Origin of the sequence: Synechococcus sp. CS-205, assembly GCF_025128255.1 — a bacterium.
In the GTDB taxonomy this organism is placed as follows: Bacteria; Cyanobacteriota; Cyanobacteriia; order PCC-6307; family Cyanobiaceae; genus Regnicoccus_A.
The window spans coordinates 1-21549 of sequence record NZ_JAHLZB010000028.1; the positions used below are offsets into that span (position 1 = coordinate 1).

Below are 21549 nucleotides of genomic sequence, written 5' to 3' on the forward strand. Positions count from 1 at the left end.
CAGCAGCTCCATGTTCCGCTTGGTGTACTTCTTCGCCACGCTCACCACCAGCCGCAGGTTCGCCGCCACCATCCGCTCCTTCGCGCGCCTGCCGCTCGAGAGCTTCCGCTTCAGCAGCGCCGGGCTCAGCCCGGCCGCCTTTGCCCACTCCGCCGCGCTCGGCTTTTCGCCACCCGCGCGCATCTCCAGTTCCTGCTCCGTTTCCTCCAGGCGCATCAGCTCCTGCACCTGACGGCCCAGGGTGATCTCCTGCTCATGGGTCAGCAGCGGCACGCGGCCGATGTCGCGCAGGTACGAGCGCACCAGGTCGCCGGTAGGCACCAGGGACGAGGGGGAGGCTGCGGCGGCCACGGAGGGTGAGGGCATGGGGCCGAATCGGGGAGTTAGGAAACCTTTGTGTTTCGTAAATTACCACCGGACCACAGGTCCTCGCCAAGCGCGTGTGATCCGTCCCCCTGTTTCGTTGTGGCTGAGGCAACACTGGATGGGATGGGGTGCCCCTTAGGACGCCTGATCCCCTGATCCAGATCCAGCACCGGCGCCACGGCGATGACAGCACAACGACTCCAGAAACTGCTGGCTGGCGCAGGGGTCTGCTCCCGCCGCCGGGCCGAGGAACTGATCCTGCAGGGACGGGTGGCGGTGAACGGAGCCGTGGCGCGGCTGGGGGACCGTGCTGATCCGACCAGCGACCTGCTGGAGCTCGACGGAGCCCCGGTGAGCGTCGCGCCCCCCTCCCTGGCGGTGTTGCTCAACAAGCCTCGGGGTGTGATCTGCAGCTGCCACGATCCCGAGGGCCGGCCGACGGTGCTGGACCTGCTGCCCCAGGAGTTGAGCGAGGGCACCGGTCTGCATCCCGTCGGGCGGCTCGATGGCCAGAGCCGCGGGGCCCTGCTGCTCAGCAACGACGGCACACTGACCCTGCGCCTCACCCACCCACGCTTCGGCCACGTCAAGACCTACCGGGTCTGGGTGGCTGGAGATCCCCAGACCGCTGTGCTCGAGCGCTGGAGCCGGGGCCTGTCCCTCGACGGCCAGCCGAGCCAGCCGGTGGGGGTCAGGCGGCTGAAGGGCGACCGCAGGGGCACCCTGCTCGAGCTGGAGATGCGCGAGGGCAGAAACCGTCAGATCCGGCGTACCGCCGAGCTGCTGGGCCATCCCGTGCGCGATCTCGAGAGGGTGGCGATCGGGCCGGTGCGGCTCGGTGAGCTGCCGGAGGGACGCTGGCGCCACCTCAGCCCTCAAGAATGGAAGGAACTGGAGCCGCGGACCTGAGCCGCTGATCGATGCCGCCCGCCAGGATTCCCCCAACCACGCCCTCCAGACGCTGGAGCTGGTGGCCCTGGCGCAAGGTGGGGCCCGGCCTGCCGGTTGAGCCCAGGGAGGATCCCTTGCTGCAGGCAGGCCGTCTGCTGCGCCAGCAACGAGAATCTCAGGGACTGAGCCTGCGGGAGCTGGCGATCGAGACCCGGGTAAGCACACCTGTGCTCGAAGCCCTGGAGCGAGGTTGGCGTGAGCGCCTGCCCGAGCCGGCGTACCTCAGAACAATGCTGACGCTGCTGGAGCAGCACCTGAGTCTGCCGGCCGGCTCCCTCGAGTGCGCCCTGCCGGACGAGCCCGAAACTCTCCAGCACGGAGCTGCCGGAGGTCAGGCCCTGCTCTCCCGGTTCACCCCGGGCTCGATCGATGTCTTCACAACCTGGCAGGGGACCGTGCTCTACGGGGGCCTGACCCTGGCGCTGATCTACGGGGTGAACCTGCAACAACGGCGACTCGCCGCCGAGAACCTGCTGGCCCTCAAGCCGATTCCTCCCCTTCCGGCAGCGGAGCAACAGACACCCGACCCGAACGCCGAACTGCTGCAGGCCTATCCGGACCTCAGGCCCCTGGACCAGGCGGCCAGCGGCGTGGCACAGCAGCAGGTTCTGGAGGGGCCCGTGGAGCCTCGGCCCGCCGCGGGGATCCTGCAGGCCACGCTCCGTCTGCCCACCCGCATCAGTCTGGAGAGTGAGGCCGGGATGAAGACCGAGCTCAACGGAGCCACAGGACAACTGGTGCTGCAACTGCAACCTCCCCTTCGCCTGCGGCTGGAACCAGCTCCAGCCGAGGGCTCGGTGCTCTGGGACGGCAAGCCCCTGGCCGCCGAGGCCGCCGGTGGCGGCCGTTACCGGCTGCCGCCGGGCACCGGCTCGGGCGCAGCGGTGCCCGTGCGCCGGTAGCGCTCCGCCAGCATCTGGAGGCCCTCCAGTGGACCCTGAAGACTCTCGATCGACTGGTTCAGGCGCCAGGTCCAGTTCCCCGACGCGGTGCCGGGAGTGTTGAAGCGGGCCTGGTCATCAAGATGAAGCAGGTCCTGCAGCGGCACCACCGCCAGCTGGGCCGAGGACCCCAGGGCCAGTTCCAGCAGCTGCCAGCCCGGCGCATCGACGGTGCTTCCCACCAGCTCGCCCACCTGGCGACGCTGGTCCTCCTCCAACTGCTGCCACCAGCTCATGCAGGTGGCGTTGTCGTGGGTGCCGGTGTACACCACCCAGTGGTCACCGTCGTAATTGGCGGGCAGGTAGGAGTTGTCGTCGTTGCCGTCGAAGGCGAACTGGAGAATCTTCATTCCGGGCAGAACGAAGCGATCGCGCAGGGCCTCCACCTCGGGAGTGATCACCCCCAGGTCTTCGGCGATCAGGGGGAGGGCAGCTGCGACACCTGCATCAGCGGGACGCTGCCGCCGCCAGCGCGCCTGCAGGCATGTCAGCAGGGCCTCGCCGGGGGACGGGCGCCAGTGGCCCTCCTGTGCTGTTTTGGCCTGGCCGGGCACGCTCCAGTACGACTCCAGCGCGCGAAAATGGTCAAGCCGCAGCAGGTCCAGCAGCTGCAGCTGGCGCTCCAGCCGCCGCATCCACCAGCGGAAGCCGGTGAGGCGATGCAGGCTCCATCGGTAAACCGGAGTTCCCCAGAGCTGGCCGGTGTCGGAGAAGTAATCGGGAGGCACACCGCTCTGCTCGCGGAGGGAGCCATCGGGGCGCACGGAGAACAAGCGACGGTTCGCCCAGACATCGGCGCTGTCGTGGGCCACGTAAAAGGGCAGATCACCGATCAGGCGCACGCCGCAGGCACTGGCGTGCTCGCGCAGATGTTGCCACTGCCTCTGGAGCTGCCATTGCAGCAGGGCTTCCTGGAGCAGAGGAGCCGCTTCCTGGCGATCCAGCCGGCGCAGGGCCAGGCGGCCACGCCGCGCCAGGGGCCTTGGCCAGGTCCACCACGGCTGCTGAGCGAAACGCTGACGCAGGACCATGAAGCGGCAGTGGTCACGCAACCAGGCGCTTTCCTGCCGGCACCAGTGGGCGAAGGCCTGCTGGTGCTCCGGGCTCTGGGCCGGCCAGCGCTCCAGCAGCCGTTGCCCCATGGCCGCAGCCCGCTGAGGTGCCACCTCCAGATCAAGCCGCTCGCGGCTGCCCACCGGCAGACCGTCGGCGTCAGTCGACTCCAGGAACCCTTCATCCACCAGCACCTGGGCATCGAGGAACCAGGGGTTGAGCGCAAACCCACTGGGGGAGCTGTAGGGGGAGCCGGTGCCATCCGTGGGGGCCAGGGGCAGAAGCTGCCAGGCGGCGATGCCGGCGGCGGCCAGCTGGTCGATCCATTGGCGTGCCTCCAGCCCGAAGCTCCCGCACCCCGGCGTGCCCGGCAGGGCGGTGGGGTGGAGCAGCACGCCGCATTGCCGGATGGAGGACCCGTGGTCGGAGCCTTTGGGTACGGGCATCAATCAGGCAGGCGGTATCGGCTGATGATGGCCTTGGCGAAGGCCGGAATGTGGCGATCCGCCTGATCCGGGTGGTTGCGTTTCACCCAGATGGCGTTGCGGGTGAAGTGGGAATCGATCGAAAAGCGCCCGTATTCCAGCCCCTGGGGACCGAATCGGTTGACGAAGAAGCCCACCAGCTCCGCCAGCCAGAGGGGCAGTTTCAGGGCCTTGTCGTAGGCCTCGATTCCCTGCTGCACGGCGGCCCGACGATCCCCCCGGCTGGTCACCGGGGCGACGTCGAGTTCATCCTCCACCAGATCCAGCAGCTCCTGGCCCTTCGGGTTGCGTACCACCAGCCACTGGCGGCCGAAGCTGGCGCCCATGTAGCCGACCACCAGGTCGGCGCCGGCGTTGGTGTAGTCGAAGCAGCTCAGGCAGCTGGGAGCGAACACACCCTTGAGGTTGGGGGTGTCCAGCCCGAAGAAGGGCACGGTTTCCTCGCTGCCGTCGCTGTGGCGGAAGTGGATGCGGAAGTCCTGCATGAATTCGTAGTGCACCACGGTGTCGGGCGAGCGGCTGGCGCTCTCCAGGAAGGTCTGCAGCCCGCTTCGGCTGACGTTGTCGACGCAGGGCATGCCCAGCACGTGGAGTGCGTCGAGCGGCAGGGTGTCCTGCACAGCGCGCAGGGCCTGGATCTGGCAGCCCACACCGATCGCCAGCAGCCGGCGGATGCCGCTGCCCGGCAGCTGTTGCAGCACCTCCAGGTTGGGGGAGAGAGTGGGTTTGTTCACCCTGGCGGCCAGCACCTCTTCGGGTGTTCGCGCCAGCACCGGCACCGGGGTGAAGCGATCGTCCGGACTCTGCTGCACGCACAGCACGGCATCCACCAGACCGCTCTCGAGGGCCCGCACGCCGATCCGGCTGACGATGCCGGTCCACTGGGCCCCCTCGATCGGCGCCCGCAGGCGGGCACTGAACATGCGCTGATGCACCCCGAAATAGAGCTCCTCGTCGTTCTCGAGATCACGGCTGCGGCCATGGGCCTGCTCCTCCATCCGATCGAAGCTCTGGGAGAGGAAGGCACAGGCCCTGCGCACGTAAGCCACCCAGCCCGTGTCGCACAGGCCGCACTCGCTGCAAAGGTCACGGGCCGGTTTGAGGCTGCCCTTGGCCAGGGGACGGGCCCGCTGATGGGGAGCCAGCTGGCTGCCGGAGCCGGAGGCGGCAGCCGGAGTTGGGCCTGAACGGGGAGCGGCGCTCAATGCGGAAACCCGACGGGGACGTGGGGTTCCACAACCTATCGGCCACGGCTCCGGCTCTGGAGAAGCTGCGTCAAAGTGAGGTGGTTCCTCAGGCCAAGCCGCTCGTGGCAGACAAGCCTCAGTCCCGAACACGCTCCAGGAAAACCCGAAGCGGTCCCTGGTGGTGGCTGGCGGGGCTGGGCCTGGGGGCCCTCGGTCTGGTGACCTCGGTGGGCCTGCTTGATGGTCTCTGGCCTCCGCCGGATCAGGGGTTGAGCAGCGAGGAGGAGAGCGGCGACACGGCCCCCCTGGCCAATCCCCCCAGCCGTCCGATCACCGTGCTGGTGATTGGCAGCGACGCCGACCGCCTGGCCGCCGCCACCAATGGCGCTGCACCGGCAGGGGCCGCCAACAGCGACAGCCTGCTGCTTGTGAGGGTGGATCCTGAGGGCCCCCTGCAGGTGCTGGCCATTCCCACGGAACTGGCCGTGAAATTGCCCGGGCGAAAGAAGCTGCAGCCACTCGGATCGTTGTACCGCCAAGGGGGAGCGGCCCTCAGTGCAGGTGCGGTGGCCGAGCTGGTGGGGCTGGACCCTGGCCAGCCAGAGCGCTACGTGGTGCTGCCTCGCTCGGCCCTGCGCGAACTGGTCGACGGCCTGGGCGGGCTGGAGCTGAACCTGGATCAGCCCCTGAGCTACAGCGACAAGAGCCAGGCCTACAGCATTGATCTTCAGGGCGGGCTGCAGCGGCTGAAGGGGGACCAGGTGGAGCAACTGGTGCGCTACCGCGACAAGGCAGGGGGCGAAGCGGGTCGCCGGAAGAGGCAGGAGCTGGTGATCGGCCAACTGGTGGGTGAGCTGACCCGGCCTGACCAATGGGCCCAGTTGCCCGAGCGCTGGCAGCGGCTGACCACCCAGCTCGACACCAACCTCAGCCAGGGGGAGGCCCTCAGCCTGCTCACCGCCGGCCTGGGTCAGGAGAAGGCGCCCCGCTTCAGCCAGGTTCCCCTGGAATCGCCAGCGAAACCGGATCAGACCCTGCGGCAGATCAGCGCCAAAGCCCCATCGCCGCTGTGGCCGAACCCTTGAGCGGCTACCTGGCCTCCGCCGTGATCCGGCTCCAGCGCCTTCCCAGGCTCAGGCACAGACTGAGATCCGCCTCCTCAGCCTCCCCGCCTGCTGCCGACCCTGGGGAGTGGGAGAGCCCCCCAAGCCAGGGGAGTCCATCGCGGCGGCGAGCCTCCCGATCAAAGCCACCACCCCACTGGATCAGCCCCAGCAGAGGAACCCCACTGCACTCCATCAGGGCGGTGCAGGCCGCCGGCAGCCCCCCATCCGCCTGGTGTGACTCAATCAGCAGGACAACCGGTTGGCGCCAGGACCCGAGCAGCTCCGACCAGCGCCCCCCCCAGGGCTGCCAGCGGCCGGGATCCACGGGCAACGGCACCACCCAGGATCCCCCTCGGCTGTTCAGCTCGGCCATCACGGCATCCACGCCGGCTTCGTCGTCTTCGTGCGGGGAAGGCATCGCCATGGCAGGGACCCCGATCAGCGCCGCCAGACGGCCGGCGGCATCCTCCACCGCATCGGACGCAGCCGCAGCGGCGGCCCCCACCAGGACCAGGCGCAGCGGAGCCTGTGAGGCCCTGGGGGTGGCGGGTATCCCTGGAGCCTTCATCATTGTTTGCCCTCGCGGGACCGGGAGCCTTCTACCATCAAGATTCTGCCCTGCTCGCTCACGCCTGCCGTGACCAGTTTCTTGACTGCTGAACGGGTGGAGCAGGACACCAGGCCCCATGACACCCGCCGCCTGCGGTTGTTCAGCGGCACGTCCAATCCTGCCCTGGCCCGGGAGATCGCCAGTTACCTGGGCGTTCCCGATGGTCCGCGGGTGATCAAGCGCTTCGCCGACGGCGAGCTCTACATCCAGATCCAGGAATCGATCCGCGGCTGCGACGTCTTCCTGATCCAGCCCACCTGCGCTCCGGTGAACGATCACCTGATGGAGCTGCTGATCATGGTGGACGCCTGCCGCCGGGCCTCCGCACGCCAGATCACCGCTGTGGTCCCTTACTACGGCTACGCCCGCGCCGACCGCAAGACCGCCGGGAGGGAATCGATCACAGCCAAGCTGGTGGCCAATCTGCTCACCCAGTCGGGCGTTGATCGGGTGCTGGCCATGGATCTGCATTCCTCCCAGATCCAGGGGTATTTCGACATTCCCTGCGACCACATCTACGGCTCGCCGGTCCTGGTCGACTACCTCTCCGCCAGGGACCTGGGTGAGATGGTGGTGGTCTCCCCCGATGTGGGCGGGGTGGCCCGGGCCCGGGCCTTCGCCAAACGCATGCACGATGCGCCCCTGGCGATCATCGACAAGCGTCGCTCCGATCACAACGTGGCCGAAAGCCTCACGGTGATCGGCGACGTGGCGGGCAAGACGGCGGTCCTGATCGACGACATGATCGACACCGGCGGCACGATCTGCCAGGGGGCGCGCCTGTTGCGCCGGGAGGGTGCCAGGCGGGTTCTGGCCTGCGCCACCCATGCGGTCTTTTCACCGCCGGCCATCGAGCGCCTCTCCGAGCCAGGACTGATCGAGGAGGTGCTGGTCACCAACAGCATCCCGATCACCGACGAGCGCAATTTCCCCCAGCTGCAGGTCCTGTCGGTGGCCAAAATGCTGGGAGAAGCCATCTGGCGCATCCATGAAGAGAGCTCGGTGAGCTCGATGTTCCGCTAGGCCCTGTCCCCTCGCCCACGACTGTCATCCCGTTCCGACATCTGCTCCCCTGCCGGGTCCGGTTCAAGCGAGCCCTGCCGGCCCTGGCCACTGTGGTGGTCACCACGTCCCTGCAGGCACTGGGAGCCCTGCCGGCCCTGGCCGCCAGCCAAAGGGTCGGGGTCTGGCTGACCAACAGCCCCAGCCCCCTCTATTACGACGCCGGGCTGATCGAGAAGGCGGTGGGCGAGCTCGACGCCGCCGGCTTCAACACCCTCTACCCCAACGTCTGGAGCCGGGGCTACACATTTCATCGCAGCCGCTTTGCGCCGATTGAGCCGAAGCTGAAGCAGGTGAATGCCTCCCTTGATCCCATCTGCCGCATCACCAAGGCCGGCCAGCGTCGGGGGATGAAAGTGATCCCCTGGTTCGAGTACGGCCTGATGGAGCCGGCCGATGCCGAGGTGGTTCGCCGGCATCCCGAATGGGTGCTGCACCGCAGCGACGGATCCACCCTCTACGCGATGCACGGGGCCAACCTCAAGACCTCACCCCTCAAGGATCTGCGGGTGTGGCTGAATCCGGCCCATCCCGGCGTGCGCGAGCGGGTGATCGGCCTGATCGGTGAAATCGTGAAGCGCTGCGGCGTGGACGGGATCCAGCTCGATGACCATTTCGCCTGGCCGGTGGAGCTCGGCTACGACACCTACACCCGTGCCCTGTTCCGCAAGGACAAGGGCCGCGAGCCCCCCCGTGACTACAACAACCGCGAGTGGATGACCTGGCGGCGCCAGCAGCTCACAGGATTGCTGCGGGAATTGCGCGCCAGGATGAAGAGCGAACGCAGCGGCGCCGTGATCAGCCACTCACCCGGGCCGTTCCGCTTCGCCTACAACCACTGGCTGCAGGACTGGGAGATCTGGGCCCTCGGCCAGCTGGTGGATGAGCTGGTGGTCCAGAACTACGCCTACTCCGTGGCCGGGTTCACCAAGGACCTCGACCAGTCGGCCCTGGTCAAGGCCAGGCGCTGGGGCATGCCCGTGCAGATTGGCGTGCTGGCGGGATTCGGCGGGCGCACCACCTCCTCAGCGGTGCTGAAGCAGAAGGTGGAGCAGGTCTCCAGGCGCGGCCTGGGTGTGATCTATTTCTACTGGGAGGGTCTCTGGGGCACCTACGGGGGGGCGGAAGGGGCGACGGCCCGTCGCTCCTCCTTCCAGCGCCTGCACGGGGCCCTCTACCCGGATCCCTACCCCCGCAGCTCCCGCCCCAGGCTCTGATCCACCACCTCCCGGGTGTTGGCCGAGAGCCCGGATCCAGCGAGTTGCTCCATCGCCTCCCGCATCCTCCTGCCGCGATCCGGCCCATAGCTCTGCCAGCGACTGAACACCTTGGCCATCCGCGATGCGGTGATCGGGTTGCGCTGGTCGAGCCGGGCAATCTGCTCGGCCATGAAGCGGTAGCCACTGCCATCGGCGGCGTGGAAGATCGGTGTGTTGGCCACCAGGCCACCCAGGACCGCCCGCACCGAGTTCGGGGCCGCCGGGTCGTAGCGGGGATGCCCCAACAGGGTTTCCACCCGCTCCAGGCCATCGGCGAAGGGAGCCGAAGCCTCGAGGTTGAACCAGGCATCGAGGATGACAGGCTTCTGCTGCCAGCGCCCATAGAAGGCTGCCATCGCCCGCTCCCGCTCGGGGACAGCCAGGGGTTGCAGGGCCCGCAACCCTGCCCGCGCCAGGGTCATCGATGGCCCATCCACCGCGGCGGCGGCCTCGGCCATCACCGCCCTGTCGCCGGCGGCAGCGCGCCAGGACCAGACCAGCCCCGTGAGCTGTCGATCGCCGACGCCCCCGGGCCAGGGAAGCTCCCACTGGGGCCGGCAGCGCTCCAGGCAGTTCGCCAGGGGGGCGGCCAGCTTGTCGCCGAAGCGGGCCTGCAGATCTCTGATCGCCGCGAACAGCGCCGGCGGATCCGGCTGGTCGGTGGCCGCCTCCAGCTCGGCCAGCCCGGGCATGCTCAAAAGGGCACAACGGTTGCCGTCGCTGAGGGTGCCCTCCAGCAGGATCCGCCCGAACGCCGCCACCAGGCCGTCCTCGAGGGCCTCATCGGGATCCCCGCCCGCCCGGTGCAGCAGCACCTGGCGCAGCAACTCCTGTCCGGCATCCCAGCGGGCCAGCGGCTCGCCGTCGCTGCTGAGCAGATGCAGCAGTTCCGTGACCGGGCGCTTGAACTCCAGCTGCACCGGAGCTGAAAATCGCCGCAACAGTGAGAGAGCCGGCGGGTGGCTGTGGGGTTCGAACCCCTCGAACACCACGGTCTGCTCGGCCTGATCGATCACCAGCAAGCGGGTGAGCGGCCCCCAGGCGTGGTCAAGGCAGGCGGCCTCGGCGGTGGCGCTCGCTTCTCCTGGATACCGCAGCAGCAGGGGTTCACCGGCCTGATCAACCGCCCCCAGAGCGAGGGGGATCACCAGCGGTGGCTTGCTCGACTGGCCCGGGGTGGCCGGAGTGTGCTGGCTGATGGTCAGTGTCAGGCGACCATCCTCCTCATCCCAGAGGCGTTTCAGCGCCAGCTGCGGGGTGCCCGCCTGGTGATACCAGCGGCGGAACTGGTCAAAGCAGAAGCCGCTGGCCGTGGCACTGCCGCCATCGCTCGCGGACAACTCACCGGCGGCGTCCTGCATGGCCTGCACGAAGTCGTCACAGGTGGCGGCGGTGCCGTCATGGCGTTGCACATAGGTGGCCATCCCACGCATGAAGGTGTCGTGACCAAGCAGGGTGTGCAGCATGCGGATCACCTCCGCACCTTTTTCATAGATCGTCGTGGTGTAGAAGTTGTCGATCGCCTGGTAGTGATCAGGTTGTACAGGGTGGGAGGTGGGGCCGGCATCTTCACGAAACTGGGTGTTGCGCAGCATCGCTACGTCTTCGATTCGTTTCAGCGCCGGTGCATGCAGATCCGCTGTGAAACTCTGATCCCTGAATACAGTGAGACCCTCCTTGAGGGAGAGCTGAAACCAGTCGCGGCAGGTGATGCGGTTGCCCGTCCAGTTGTGGAAATACTCATGGGCGATCACACTCTCGATCCGCTCCAGTTCGGCATCGGTGGCCGTGGCGGCATCAGCGAGCACCAGCTTGGAGTTGAAGATGTTGAGGCTTTTGTTCTCCATGGCGCCCATGTTGAAATGGCGCACAGCCACAATGTTGTATTCATCAAGGTCGTACTCCAGCCCATAGACACGCTCATCCCAGGCCATCGAGCGCTGCAACGAGCGCATGGCATGGGCCGTGTAGGGGGTATCCCCGGGCTCCACATGAAGGCGCAGCTGCACCGTCCGTCCACTGGCGGTGGTGAAGGTGTCGCGAACCTCCTCGAGGACTCCGGCCACCAGGGCGAACAGGTAGGAGGGCTTGGGGAAGGGATCGTCCCAGACGGCGTAATGACGCACTCCCTCACCAGACTCGGCGGGCAGCTCGCCCCGCTCGATGCAATTGCCGTTGGAGAGCAGAACGGGACACTCCCCACGGTCTGCCTCGATCCGCACCCGGAACAGGCTGAGCACATCGGGGCGATCAGGGTGGAGGGTGATGCGCCTGAACCCCTCCGCCTCGCACTGGGTGGTGACCATGCCACCACTGGCATAGAGCCCCTCGAGACTGGTGTTCTCCCGGGGGTGGAGGCGCACCTGGCTGTCCAGGCGAAACGGCTGGCCGGGAAGGTTGGTGAGGATGTAGGCGTCGCCGTCCCTGCGGATCTCTTCGGGCCCCACGCGCTGGCCATCGAGGCTGAGGGAGAGCAGCTCGAACCCCGCTCCGCGCAGCACCAGCGGCTCGGGGCCGCTCGCCAGGGGTTCCAGCAGCAAGGTGGATGCCACCAGGGCCTGCTCGCCGAGAAGGCGCACAGTCAGATCGGTGCGCACAAGCCGGTAGGGGAAAGGGCGATAGTCAGCCAGCCGCACGACACTCATCAAGCCAGAGGGGACAGGGCGTTCTGATCCTGGCGCCCCGATCCCCGGGCCTGAGTCTCCGCACACGAACGGCGATCACCAGGGGAGCGGACCTCGGCCCTGGCCTGTGTTGCAGCCCACCTGGGATCCCAGCAGGGCCCCCAGGGGAACCACCCAGGTGCGCCCGTCACCGCGGGAGGCGGCGTACCCAAGTCCACCGCCGAGGACCCCGCCCACCAGGCGGCCGATCGAGCAGCGCTGCTGCAGGGCCTGGGCCTCTTCCCAGGTTCTGGGCACAGGCGGCTGCCCGAAGGGCGTGGTGCCGTTGGGAGCCTGGCTGTTGTAGTCCTGGTAGGGAGCGGGGGGCCAGTTCCGGGTCGGCACCGCCGGATAGCCCCGATAATCGCGGTAGCCCTGGTTGTACACCTGTGCCGAGGCGGCCGGAGGCAGGAGTGTGGAGAGGCCGCAGGCTCCTGCCGCGAGCAGAAGGGTGAGCCGGCGAGTCATGGTGCTCATGGTGGTCAAGCTGAGGAACAGCCCCGAAGGGATGCCATCAGCAAAGCCACCAGGGCCACCTGAACTGCAACTGCGGAGGGGGTCGGATGTGTCCGGATGCATCCGGCGGCCGATCCGGCACCGCAGAGCCCGGACTCAGGAGCCGCCCTGCTGCTTGAGGGCGTCCTGCACCTTCTTGACCACTTCCGCGGGCACCTCCTTGGCGCAGAGCTCGACGGCGCCGATCACCGCGGAGTTGACCGAGCCACGGCGCAGCTCCTCGATCGAGAGCGCCTTGGTGCCCACCTGCTGGATCTGACCGTCGTGCTGACCCTTGATCAGCTGGGCGATCGTTTCACCGGCAATGTTCGCGGCTTTGTCGAACTCGACGCCGGCACCCCGGGCGATGCAGACGTTGACGGCCGCAATCCTGGTGTAGAGCGACATCTCGCTTTCAGTGGCAGGAGCCGCCTGGGCTGGAGGGGCCCCGGCAAAGGCAGGAATGGCGAGGACGACAGCCAGCAGCAGGAACCGGCGGAGGCGATTCGGGAGGCGCAAGGAGAGCGTGTTCATCAAGCCCCATGCTGCTGCACCGAGGCGCGAACTTCAATCGGTGGGAAGTGGATCACCTGGACCCTCCAGGCGGATCTCATGGTGGGTCTCGGTGATGTCCAGCACCCCATCCCGCCAGGAGAAGGTCGAGCAGGCCCGGAAGCGGTCCTGATCGATCAGGCGGATGTGCTGCTCGATGTCCCAGCCCTGATGCTGCGACCCGAGGATCAGTTCGTGCTCGTCCACCTGGCGGATCTGGGAACGCATGGGCAGATCCGAGAAAGGCCCCCTGCTGCAGCGCAGCTGGTGACCGCAGAGGTAAGCATCCAGCCTGCCCTCGGCCTGGTACTGGGGCTTGCGGGCATAGAAGCCGAAATCCCGCTCCGGCCACCAGCTGAAGCGATAGGCCGCCTCCCCTTCGACCGGATGCTCATAGGATTCGATCCGCAGAAAGCTGTCGAGCCGCAGGCCCTCCTCCTCGCCGCGGAAGAAATAGAGGCGCCTGGAACGCCAAAGGCCGAGGTTGCGGGAGAACCATCGCCTCAGGCTGCTGTCCAGCTGAATGCGGCTTCCCCGGGGGGGGATCGTCGATGGACCGGGCTCGTCCCGCGGCACCCGTTGCGTGGAAGAAGTCATGGAAGGTGGGGGTGCGGTGTGGGGTCAGGCCACAGGGTTGTCATAGCCAGGCCTCGGGAAACCGTTGGACGCCATAAGGTGATCAGCACGATTTCGCCTGCAGCCAAGTTGCCCGAAGCGGGGAACGCCGACCCCGGCACAACTGCCGCCGGGCCCCTTCCCGGCGACACCAAGGGCAGCACTCCGGCCAGTCGGCAGCCCCTGAAATTGCTGCTGGTGGCGGCCCCCCACCACCTCGCTTCCGCGGATCTGCGCAGCGTGCTCCATTACCTCGAAACCTGCGACTGCGGCTTCGAGGTGGCTCTGGAGGTGGCCAACCCCGCCCTGCGACCCGAGCTGCTGGAGCTGCACCGGCTGGTGGCCACCCCGGCCCTGGTGAAACTGGAGCCACCACCCCGGCAGGTGCTGGCGGGCAACGCGGTGCTGGATCAGTTGAAGGGCTGGCTGCCCCGTTGGCAACAGCTGGAGGTGGTCAGTGACCTGGGCATGAGCCTGCGGCCCGCCGAGATGGATGGCAGCCGTTCCCAGCGGGAGTTGCAACTGGAAGACCAGGTGCTGGTGCTGCGTCAGGAAAACGAAACCCTGATCGAGCGCCTGCGGGTGCAGGAGAGGCTGCTGCGCATGGTGGCCCACGAGCTGCGCACCCCCCTCACCGCCGCCAAGCTGGCGCTTCAGAGCCTGCAACTGGGGCACATCAACAACACCCGCTGCCGTGATGTGCTCGACCGCCGCCTCGATGACATCGAGCACCTCTCCAAGGACCTGCTGGAGGTGGGCACCACCCGCTGGGAAGCCCTGTTCAACCCCCAGCGGCTTGCCCTGGCGCCGGTGGCGGCGGAGGCGATCCTGGAGCTGGAGAAGTTGTGGGTGGGTCGGACGCTGCACCTGATCACTGACATTCCCGCTGACCTTCCGGATGTGTTCGCCGATCAGCGGCGCATGCGCCAGGTGCTGCTGAACCTGCTGGAGAATGCGCTGAAATACACCCCCGATGACGGCGAGGTAACCTTGTCGTTGCTGCACCGCACCAGCCAGTGGGTGCAGGTGAGCGTCTGCGACACCGGTCCGGGCATTCCCCGCGGGGAACAGGAGCGTATTTTCCTGGAACGGGTGCGGCTCCCCCAGACATCAGGCACCACCTCCGGCTTCGGGGTTGGGCTCTCGGTCTGTCGCCGTATCGCCGAAGTTCATGGCGGAAAGATCTGGGTGGTCTCCGAGCCAGGTGAAGGGGCCTGTTTCCACTTCACCGTTCCGGTGTGGTCGGGGCAGAACTCTCCAGGCCAGACCTTGCCTTGACGAAGGGACACTCCGACCCGTAGCGTCCATGAATCGGAATCAGCGCTTGAAAAACGCTGAACCTCCGTGGCCTCGCCCCCATCGTCTAGAGGCCTAGGACACCTCCCTTTCACGGAGGCGACAGGGGTTCGAATCCCCTTGGGGGTATGACAATCAAGCTTAAAAATTCCCAGTTCAACGATTTATACGTAATCGCGGAACTGGTTTTTTGATTAAAGCGAACGGCAAAAGATGCTGCCGTAGCAGTGATCAGTTGATCTTCAGACCTCCCTTGTTCAGTTCTGCTCGCGGCGGCGCAACGCTTCTCGCTGCACAGCCCTGAGATTGGCCGCCAGATCCTCGCGCAGACGTTGCTCGATCAGGCCGATCGGCATTCCCTGACGTCCCTGCACGGTGAGCTCGTACAGCAGTCGGGAGCCGCCTGGGTCATCGCTGACATGCCAGGCGCCCTCGAAGCGGCGGAAATCGCCTTGGCGCATGCTGAAGCGGAGCAGGCCGTCGTCGGGGTGCTCACACAATTCAAGTTCGACACGGGCGCTGAAGCGCAGACCGCAGAACTGCTGGCAGCCAACCTGCTCGAGGCCCACGGTGGACCCACGGCGCCAGAGCAAGCGCGACGTGGAGAGGTTGGGGATGAACCGGCTGAGATTCTCGTAGTCGGTGAGGACGGCCCAGATCTGCTGGGGTGGGAGTTCAAGGCGCAACTGAACCGCCAGCCGGCGTGTTCCCTGGGGCAGCCGCTCCATCTCCTGCTGGATCGTGTCCAGCGAGCAGCTGGCCTGGCTGTGGAGCAGGCCCTGGTTGGAGGGTGAGGTCAGAACCGAAAGTTGCGCCAAGTGAGGGGAAACGCCGGATTCGGGCAGGCCTGATCGGTCCGGCCGGGCCCAAACCTAACCGCAATAAGCGGATTCCGGTGCGGAAAGGCCCACGGTCGATCAGGGAGAGATCACAGACGTTGCCTATGATCGGTCTGGATTTTTAGGAGAATGAGAGTTCATGCGCATCTCGACCGCAGCGCTTCGTCAGTCCGATGCCCGCATGTTCACCCTTGTGGTGGCGGGCCTCAAAGCGGCTGGCACGCGCACGGCCGAGCGCTGCCTCACCATTCCCCTGTCGCAGATGCAGGCAACCCTGCGCATGATCAATCAACAGGGTGGACGTCTGCTTTCGGTCACACCGGCTGATCAGGCCTCGTCTCCCCCGACTCCCGCGCCCGCTCCGACCGCTGCCAACGCCGCCACTGCCGCCGTGACCACATCCGCCAAGCACGAAACCGTACCCGTCAACCTCTACAGGCCAAAGGATCCCTATGTGGGCACTGTGCTTGGGAACTACTCCCTGCTGGCCGACGGGGCGATCGGACGGGTCAATCACATCACGTTTGATCTCTCCGAGGGCAACCTTCACTACGTGGAAGGCCAAAGCATCGGCATCATTCCCGATGGGGTCGACAGCAACGGCAAGCCCAACAAACTCCGCCTCTATTCCATCGCCAGCACCCGCCACGGCGACAACCTCGAGGACAAGACCGTTTCACTCTGTGTGCGTCAACTCCAGTACGAGAAGGACGGGGAAACGATCAATGGCGTCTGCTCCACCTTTCTCTGCGACATCGAACCGGGGGCCAAGGTCAAGATCACCGGTCCCGTCGGCAAGGAGATGCTTCTCCCTCCCGATGAGGAAGCCAATGTGATCATGCTGGCCACCGGCACCGGCATTGCCCCGATGCGTGCCTACCTGCGCCGCATGTTCGATCCCGGTGAGCGGGCCAAGAACCCCGGTTATCAGTTCCGGGGCAAGGCCTGGCTGATCATGGGTGTGCCCACCACACCGAACCTGCTCTACGAAGAGGATTTCCAGAACTACCTCAGTGAATTCCCCGACAACTTCCGCTACACCAAGGCCATCAGCCGCGAGCAGAAGAATCCCAGTGGCGGTCGGATGTACATCCAGGACCGGGTTGCTGAGCATGGCGACGAGATCTTCACCATGATCGAGGACCCCAAGACCCACGTGTACATGTGTGGCCTGCGGGGTATGGAGCCCGGCATCGATGAGGCTATGAGCAAGGCCGCTGAAGCCAAGGGACTCAACTGGGCTGAGCTTCGCCCCCAGCTCAAGAAGGCCGAGCGCTGGCACGTGGAAACCTACTGAGCCCTCAGCGCCCCTCCGGCCCTGTCCTGAGCTGAATCAGCCCGCCCTGACGGCGGGCTTTTTTGCCGAAATCAGCACAGAGGGGAACCTGTGCTGTCGTTTGCCGGGTGTTCCCCGCTTTCGTGGGTAAACCAGTCTCAACAGCCTCCACTCCATGACCGTCACGCTCACCAATCCACTGAGGGTCGGGCTGCGCCAGGAGCGTGTGATCTCGCCCCAGTGCCTGGTGATCTTTGGAGCGAGCGGAGATCTCACCCAACGCAAGCTGGTTCCTGCTCTGTTCGAACTGTTCCGCCAGCGGCGGCTGCCCACCGAATTCGCCGTGCTGGGCTGTGCACGGCGCCCATGGAGCGACGACGACTTCCGCGGCCACATGGCTGAAGCCCTCGGGGATGTGGTCCGCGAACACCGCGGCGCCTGGGAGCAGTTTGCCTCCGGGCTTTTTTACGAGCCGGTGGACCTGCAGCAACCTGAGCATCTGGTGCGCCTGGCCCAGCGTCTGGAAGTGATCGACCGCCACCGAGCCACCCGCAGCAACCGCACGTTTTACCTCTCGGTGTCGCCGAAGTTCTACGGAAGCGGCTGCCGTGCCCTGGCAGCGGCCGGGCTGCTCAGCGACGACCAGCGCAGCCGGGTGGTGATCGAGAAGCCCTTCGGCCGCGATTACGGCAGCGCTCAGGAACTCAACAGGATCGTGCAGGAGAGTGCCAAGGAAAGCCAGGTCTTCCGCATCGACCACTACCTCGGCAAGGAAACGGTCCAGAACATCCTCGTGCTGCGCTTTGCCAACACGATCTTCGAGCCGATCTGGAACCGGAATTACATCGCCAGCGTGGAGATCACCGCAGCTGAAACCGTGGGGGTCGAGGAGCGGGCGGGTTACTACGAAAGTTCCGGCGCCCTGCGGGACATGGTCCAGAACCACCTGACCCAGATGCTGGCCCTCACCACGATGGAGGCTCCCGGACGCTTCGAGCCTGAGGCGATCCGCAACGAGAAGGCCAAAGTGCTTCAGTCGGCGCGGCTCGCTGATGAGCTCGAGCCCTGGAACTGCTGCGTGCGTGGGCAGTACGGCCCCGGGGGCAACGCGGCCCGCCCCCTGCCGGGCTATCGGGAGGAGCCGGGGGTGAACCCCAACAGCACCACGGAAACCTATGTGGCGATGAAACTCTTCATCGACAACTGGCGCTGGCAGGGGGTCCCCTTCTACCTCCGCACCGGCAAGCGCCTGCCCAAACGCATGAGCGAGGTGGTGCTCACCTTCCGCGAAGCACCGGTGCACCTGTTCGACGCTGCCGGCGGCAGCCCCACCGCCAACCAGCTGATCCTGCGCATCCAGCCCGATGAGGGGGCGGGGTTCCGCTTCGAGGTCAAGTCACCGGGTTCTGGAATGCGCAGCAGACCCGTCGACATGCACTTCTCCTACGACGAATCCTTCGGTGAACCGTCCGATGAGGGCTACGTGCGCCTGCTGGCCGACGCCATGCTGGGGGACCCCACCCTGTTCACCCGCGGCGATGAGGTGGAGGCCGCCTGGCGGTTGTACACCCCTCTGCTGGAGCTGATCGAGGACAGCCCCTGGCAGCTGCCGGTGCACCCCTACGAAGCCCGCACCTGGGGGCCCGCTGCCTCCGACAACCTGCTGGGCCGTGATGGCCTGATCTGGCGTCGCCCCTGACCCCAGCCCGATTCTGATCCAAGCCCCCGCTTCGCCCCTGTCCTGACGCTCCGACCCCATGTCCCCCCAGCTCACGCTTCAGGCCCCGGTGGCCCTGCCACCGCCGGAACTCACCGATTACCTCGACAAACTCTGGAGTCAGGATCTCGAATCCTCCAGCGGGGCTTCCACCTTCACGCTGCTGGTGTGGCAGCCGGCCTGGGTGGAGCAGCATCTGGTGCGCACCGGCCGTCTTGACGGCCCCGTCACCGGGGTGGTGCGCAGCGAACTGCTCGAGGCCGCCCGCGAGGCCGTTCCCGCCTGCGGCCTGCCCCTGAGCATCTCCCCTCTCTCGCCCAAGCTCGCCTGGGCCCTGGGTCAACAGAGCGGGGACCATGCCATCGAGGACCTGCGCGGGCAGCACATCGATTCGGCCATCAGCACCTACCAGCCGCGGCGGCTGATCACCCTGGCCCCCACCCTCGATCACGGGCAGCCCCTGGAGACCCTGGTGGCCGCTTACTGTCCTCTGCCGGGGGAAGGAACTGCCGCCGCCTGCGGCGATGTGGTGGTGCTGCGCGGTGATTTCGGCGCGCTGCAACAGGGTCTGCAGTTGCTTCAACCCCTGGTGCCTGCCGATCTGCCCTGCTGGGTGTGGTGGAACGGTTCCCTGGATGAAGCGCCCGAGCTGCTGGATGCCCTCTGCTCGGCGGGCCGTCGCCTGGTGATCGACACGGCCATGGGAACCCCACGCCGCTGCCTGGATCTGCTGGAAAGCCGCGTGGCCAGCGGTCAGCCGGTGAACGACCTCAACTGGCTGAGGCAGCGGGCCTGGCGCGAATCACTGGCCATGGTCTTCGATCCCCCCAGCCGCCGGGATGCCCTCAATCACGTGGTGCAGCTCGACATCGACGTGGAGGGCACCCATCCGGTGCAGGGCTTGCTGCTGGCGGCCTGGCTGGCGGATCGGCTCGGCTGGCACTGGGCCGAGACCCATGCCGGCCCCGACGAGGAGATCCATGCGGAATTCCAGCGCACCGATGGCGTCCCGGTTCAGTTCCATCTCAGCCCGGTGCCGGTGGGTGTGCCCAGCAGCCATCCCGGCAGCGTGATGGGCCTGCGCCTGATCTGTGAACCCCCCGGCCGTCAGGCCGTCTGCGTGATCCTCTGCTCGGAATCGGGAGGGTGCATGCGCCTCGAGGCCGGAGGGATGGCCCGGATGGAGCTGGCCGAAGAAGTGGTGCCGATGCGCCACGCCACCGACGAGTGGGAGATGGCCCGGCTCCTGGGGGGCGGCCACGACTCCACCAATCCCCTGATGGCGGCGGCCGCCCCGCTGGCTGCCAAACTGCTGCCCAACGCCTGACGGCCTGAGGGCTCGAAGCCATGGCCTGTCTGATCGCGGCCCCTTGCAGCGGCAGCGGCAAGACCCTGCTCAGCCTCGCCCTGAGCGCACTGCTGCGCCGTGGTGGGGCCAGCGTCCAGGTCTTCAAGGTGGGGCCCGATTACCTCGATCCCCAGTTGTTGGGCCGGGTGAGCGGACGCCCGTGCCGAAACCTCGATCGCCTGCTCTGCGGCGAGGAATGGCTGGAGCGGGCCTTCCACTGGTGGGGCAGCCAGGCTGACCACTGCCTGGTGGAGGGGGTCATGGGCCTCTTCGACGGGCGGGGCCCGGGCTCGGAAGGGAGTTCCGCCGAGGTGGCGACCCTGCTGGAGCTTCCTGTGGTGCTGGTGGTGGAGGCCAGTCGGCAGGCGGGTTCCCTGGCAGCCCTGGTTCGGGGTTTCCGCGATCACCAACCCGGGCTGGACCTGGCCGGGGTCGTGCTCAACGGGGTGAGCACCGAGCGCCACCGTGCACTGCTGAGCGAGGCCCTCGCCTCGATTGGCATGCCCCTGCTGGGGTCATTGCCCCGCCATCCCGATCTCAGCCTTCCCTCCCGCCATCTGGGCCTGCTCCCTCCCCACGAGCTGCAGGATTTCCAGGCCAGAAGTGAGGAATGGGCCGCCCTGGCTGAGCGCCATCTGGATCTGGAGCGGTTGCTGCCCCTGCTGGCCCCGCCGCCGCGCCTGCCGAGCCGAGGCAACGCCGACGATCCGATCCACTGGTGCCTCGATCCCTCGGCCCAGGCCTGGGAAGCGATCGACACCAGCGGCGGCAGGGAGCTGCCGATCGCCATCGCCAGCAACGCGGCCTTCCACTTCCGTTACCCCGAGGCCACGGAGCTGCTCACCGCTGTGGGGGTCACCCCCCTTCCATGGGATCCCCTGGCCGATCAGCCCCTGCCCCAGGGCTGTCGCGGGGTGATCCTCCCGGGGGGTTACCCCGAGCTGCATGCCGCCGAACTGGCCGCCGCTCGGCGCAGCCAGGACGACCTCAGGCATGCCGCGGCAGCGGGCCTGCCCATCTATGCGGAATGCGGCGGCCTGCTCCTGCTCGGCCAGCAGCTGCTGGATCCCCTGGGCGAGGCCCATGCCATGGCCGGTCTGTTGCCGTTCAGCGCCCGGCGGGGACCGCTGCAACTGGGCTATCGCCAGGCCACACCCATGGGAAACGGCCTGGTGACCCGCCAGGGTGAAGGCCTCGTGGGCCATGAATTTCACCGCTGGGAACTGAGCGACACATTCGTGGACGGCAGCGAACGACTGTGGCAGCTTGAAGGCTGGGGCTGGGCGCCGCGGCAGGAAGGATGGACAACACCGACGCTTCACGCAAGCTGGCTGCACCTCCACTGGGCTGGATGTTCGGCGATTCCCTGGCGCCTGCGCGACGCGGCCGCCCGGGCGATGCCCTGGCCAGGGGAAGCGGGGACCTCCGGCGGCACGGTGGCACCTTTGCCCCTGTGGAGCGCTGGCGCCTGATCGTCAGTGGACGGGTTCAGGGAGTGGGCTACCGGCAGGCCTGTTGCCTCCGGGCCCAGTCCCTTGGCCTGGGCGGCTGGGTGAGGAACCGACCCGACGGCCGGGTGGAGCTGGAGGCGGAAGGCTGCAGCCAGAACCTTGAGCAACTGAGGCTGTGGTGTGAGTCGGGCCCCCCGGGAGCCCACGTGAGTGGGGTCAGCGAATGTGTGATCCCCCCCGGAGGACACGACTGGTTCGAGGTGCGCCGCTGACCGTT

Annotated in this window: 20 protein-coding genes and 1 tRNA gene; 12 read left to right on the plus strand and 9 right to left on the minus strand. The window is 67.1% G+C overall.

All coding sequences use genetic code 11. The features are described from left to right. Nucleotides 1-366, minus strand: a 366-nt coding sequence (locus KQ297_RS07345; RefSeq protein ID WP_311133989.1) for a sigma-70 factor domain-containing protein, incomplete at its 3' end; no start/stop codon positions are given. A 183-nt stretch (nucleotides 367-549) separates the two neighbouring features. Here KQ297_RS07345 and KQ297_RS07350 point away from each other — a divergent pair. Further along, the gene (locus KQ297_RS07350) at nucleotides 550-1275 is read left to right on the plus strand and encodes a pseudouridine synthase (protein ID WP_259738848.1); all 726 of its coding nucleotides are present in this window, start codon (nucleotides 550-552) and stop codon (nucleotides 1273-1275) included. 11 nt (nucleotides 1276-1286) lie between these two features. Continuing rightward, entirely contained in the window at nucleotides 1287-2219 is a 933-nt protein-coding gene (locus tag KQ297_RS07355) for a RodZ family helix-turn-helix domain-containing protein (RefSeq protein WP_259738849.1), read from the plus strand. On the opposite strand, the gene malQ is transcribed toward KQ297_RS07355, so the two are convergent. Both malQ and KQ297_RS07365 read right to left on the minus strand, forming a co-directional pair. Next, entirely contained in the window at nucleotides 2165-3757 is a 1593-nt protein-coding gene (gene malQ, locus KQ297_RS07360) for a 4-alpha-glucanotransferase (RefSeq protein ID WP_259738850.1), read from the minus strand. The genes KQ297_RS07355 and malQ overlap by 55 nt on opposite strands. Continuing rightward, on the minus strand, nucleotides 3757-4941 hold the full coding sequence (locus tag KQ297_RS07365) for a Coenzyme F420 hydrogenase/dehydrogenase, beta subunit C-terminal domain (protein ID WP_259738889.1): 1185 nt from the start codon (nucleotides 4939-4941) through the stop codon (nucleotides 3757-3759). Before KQ297_RS07365 ends, malQ begins: the two co-directional genes overlap by 1 nt. Before the next feature lie 59 nt (nucleotides 4942-5000). On the opposite strand from KQ297_RS07365, the gene KQ297_RS07370 reads away from it, so the two are divergent. Beyond that, complete coding sequence (locus tag KQ297_RS07370; RefSeq protein WP_259738851.1) at nucleotides 5001-6068, plus strand: LCP family protein; 1068 nt, start codon at nucleotides 5001-5003, stop codon at nucleotides 6066-6068. A 4-nt stretch (nucleotides 6069-6072) separates the two neighbouring features. On the opposite strand, the gene KQ297_RS07375 is transcribed toward KQ297_RS07370, so the two are convergent. Next, nucleotides 6073-6657, minus strand: coding sequence for a hypothetical protein (locus KQ297_RS07375; RefSeq protein ID WP_259738852.1), 585 nt, complete (start codon nucleotides 6655-6657; stop codon nucleotides 6073-6075). 69 nt (nucleotides 6658-6726) lie between these two features. Here KQ297_RS07375 and KQ297_RS07380 point away from each other — a divergent pair, with 69 nt between their 5' ends. Both KQ297_RS07380 and KQ297_RS07385 read left to right on the plus strand, forming a co-directional pair. Beyond that, complete coding sequence (locus tag KQ297_RS07380) at nucleotides 6727-7722, plus strand: ribose-phosphate pyrophosphokinase (protein WP_185464435.1); 996 nt, start codon at nucleotides 6727-6729, stop codon at nucleotides 7720-7722. Nucleotides 7723-7817: 95 nt separating this feature from the next. Beyond that, on the plus strand, nucleotides 7818-8978 hold the full coding sequence (locus KQ297_RS07385; RefSeq protein WP_259738853.1) for a glycoside hydrolase family 10 protein: 1161 nt from the start codon (nucleotides 7818-7820) through the stop codon (nucleotides 8976-8978). On the opposite strand, the gene pepN is transcribed toward KQ297_RS07385, so the two are convergent. From pepN to KQ297_RS07405, 4 genes are all read right to left on the minus strand, one after another. After that, a complete protein-coding gene (gene pepN / locus KQ297_RS07390) occupies nucleotides 8948-11665 on the minus strand; it encodes an aminopeptidase N (RefSeq protein ID WP_259738854.1) in 2718 nt (905 codons plus the stop codon). The genes KQ297_RS07385 and pepN overlap by 31 nt on opposite strands. Before the next feature lie 75 nt (nucleotides 11666-11740). Beyond that, nucleotides 11741-12160 (minus strand): hypothetical protein, encoded by a 420-nt coding sequence (locus tag KQ297_RS07395; protein WP_259738855.1) that lies wholly within the window; start codon nucleotides 12158-12160, stop codon nucleotides 11741-11743. 135 nt (nucleotides 12161-12295) lie between these two features. Then, nucleotides 12296-12712: a cAMP phosphodiesterase gene (locus KQ297_RS07400; protein WP_259738856.1), complete on the minus strand. Its 417-nt coding sequence runs from the start codon at nucleotides 12710-12712 to the stop codon at nucleotides 12296-12298. 33 nt (nucleotides 12713-12745) lie between these two features. Continuing rightward, entirely contained in the window at nucleotides 12746-13327 is a 582-nt protein-coding gene (locus KQ297_RS07405) for a hypothetical protein (protein WP_221629725.1), read from the minus strand. A 108-nt stretch (nucleotides 13328-13435) separates the two neighbouring features. Between KQ297_RS07405 and KQ297_RS07410 the strand changes: the two genes are divergently transcribed. Next, nucleotides 13436-14623: a histidine kinase gene (locus tag KQ297_RS07410; protein WP_399251421.1), complete on the plus strand. Its 1188-nt coding sequence runs from the start codon at nucleotides 13436-13438 to the stop codon at nucleotides 14621-14623. 74 nt (nucleotides 14624-14697) lie between these two features. Beyond that, nucleotides 14698-14770, plus strand: a tRNA-Glu gene (locus KQ297_RS07415). Between the two features lie 128 nt (nucleotides 14771-14898). Here KQ297_RS07415 and KQ297_RS07420 read toward each other — a convergent pair. Further along, nucleotides 14899-15459 (minus strand): SRPBCC family protein, encoded by a 561-nt coding sequence (locus tag KQ297_RS07420; protein ID WP_259738857.1) that lies wholly within the window; start codon nucleotides 15457-15459, stop codon nucleotides 14899-14901. Between the two features lie 160 nt (nucleotides 15460-15619). Between KQ297_RS07420 and petH the strand changes: the two genes are divergently transcribed. From petH to KQ297_RS07445, 5 genes are all read left to right on the plus strand, one after another. Next, complete coding sequence (gene petH, locus KQ297_RS07425; RefSeq protein WP_259738858.1) at nucleotides 15620-16777, plus strand: ferredoxin--NADP reductase; 1158 nt, start codon at nucleotides 15620-15622, stop codon at nucleotides 16775-16777. Nucleotides 16778-16931: 154 nt separating this feature from the next. Next, nucleotides 16932-18455: a glucose-6-phosphate dehydrogenase gene (gene zwf, locus KQ297_RS07430; protein ID WP_259738859.1), complete on the plus strand. Its 1524-nt coding sequence runs from the start codon at nucleotides 16932-16934 to the stop codon at nucleotides 18453-18455. A 58-nt stretch (nucleotides 18456-18513) separates the two neighbouring features. Then, nucleotides 18514-19800, plus strand: coding sequence for a glucose-6-phosphate dehydrogenase assembly protein OpcA (locus tag KQ297_RS07435; protein ID WP_185464442.1), 1287 nt, complete (start codon nucleotides 18514-18516; stop codon nucleotides 19798-19800). A gap of 20 nt (nucleotides 19801-19820) precedes the next feature. After that, nucleotides 19821-21293 (plus strand): cobyrinate a,c-diamide synthase, encoded by a 1473-nt coding sequence (locus KQ297_RS07440; RefSeq protein ID WP_259738860.1) that lies wholly within the window; start codon nucleotides 19821-19823, stop codon nucleotides 21291-21293. After that, nucleotides 21275-21544: an acylphosphatase gene (locus KQ297_RS07445; RefSeq protein WP_259738861.1), complete on the plus strand. Its 270-nt coding sequence runs from the start codon at nucleotides 21275-21277 to the stop codon at nucleotides 21542-21544. The genes KQ297_RS07440 and KQ297_RS07445 overlap by 19 nt, the downstream gene beginning before the upstream one ends. Nucleotides 21545-21549 lie beyond the last annotated feature (5 nt).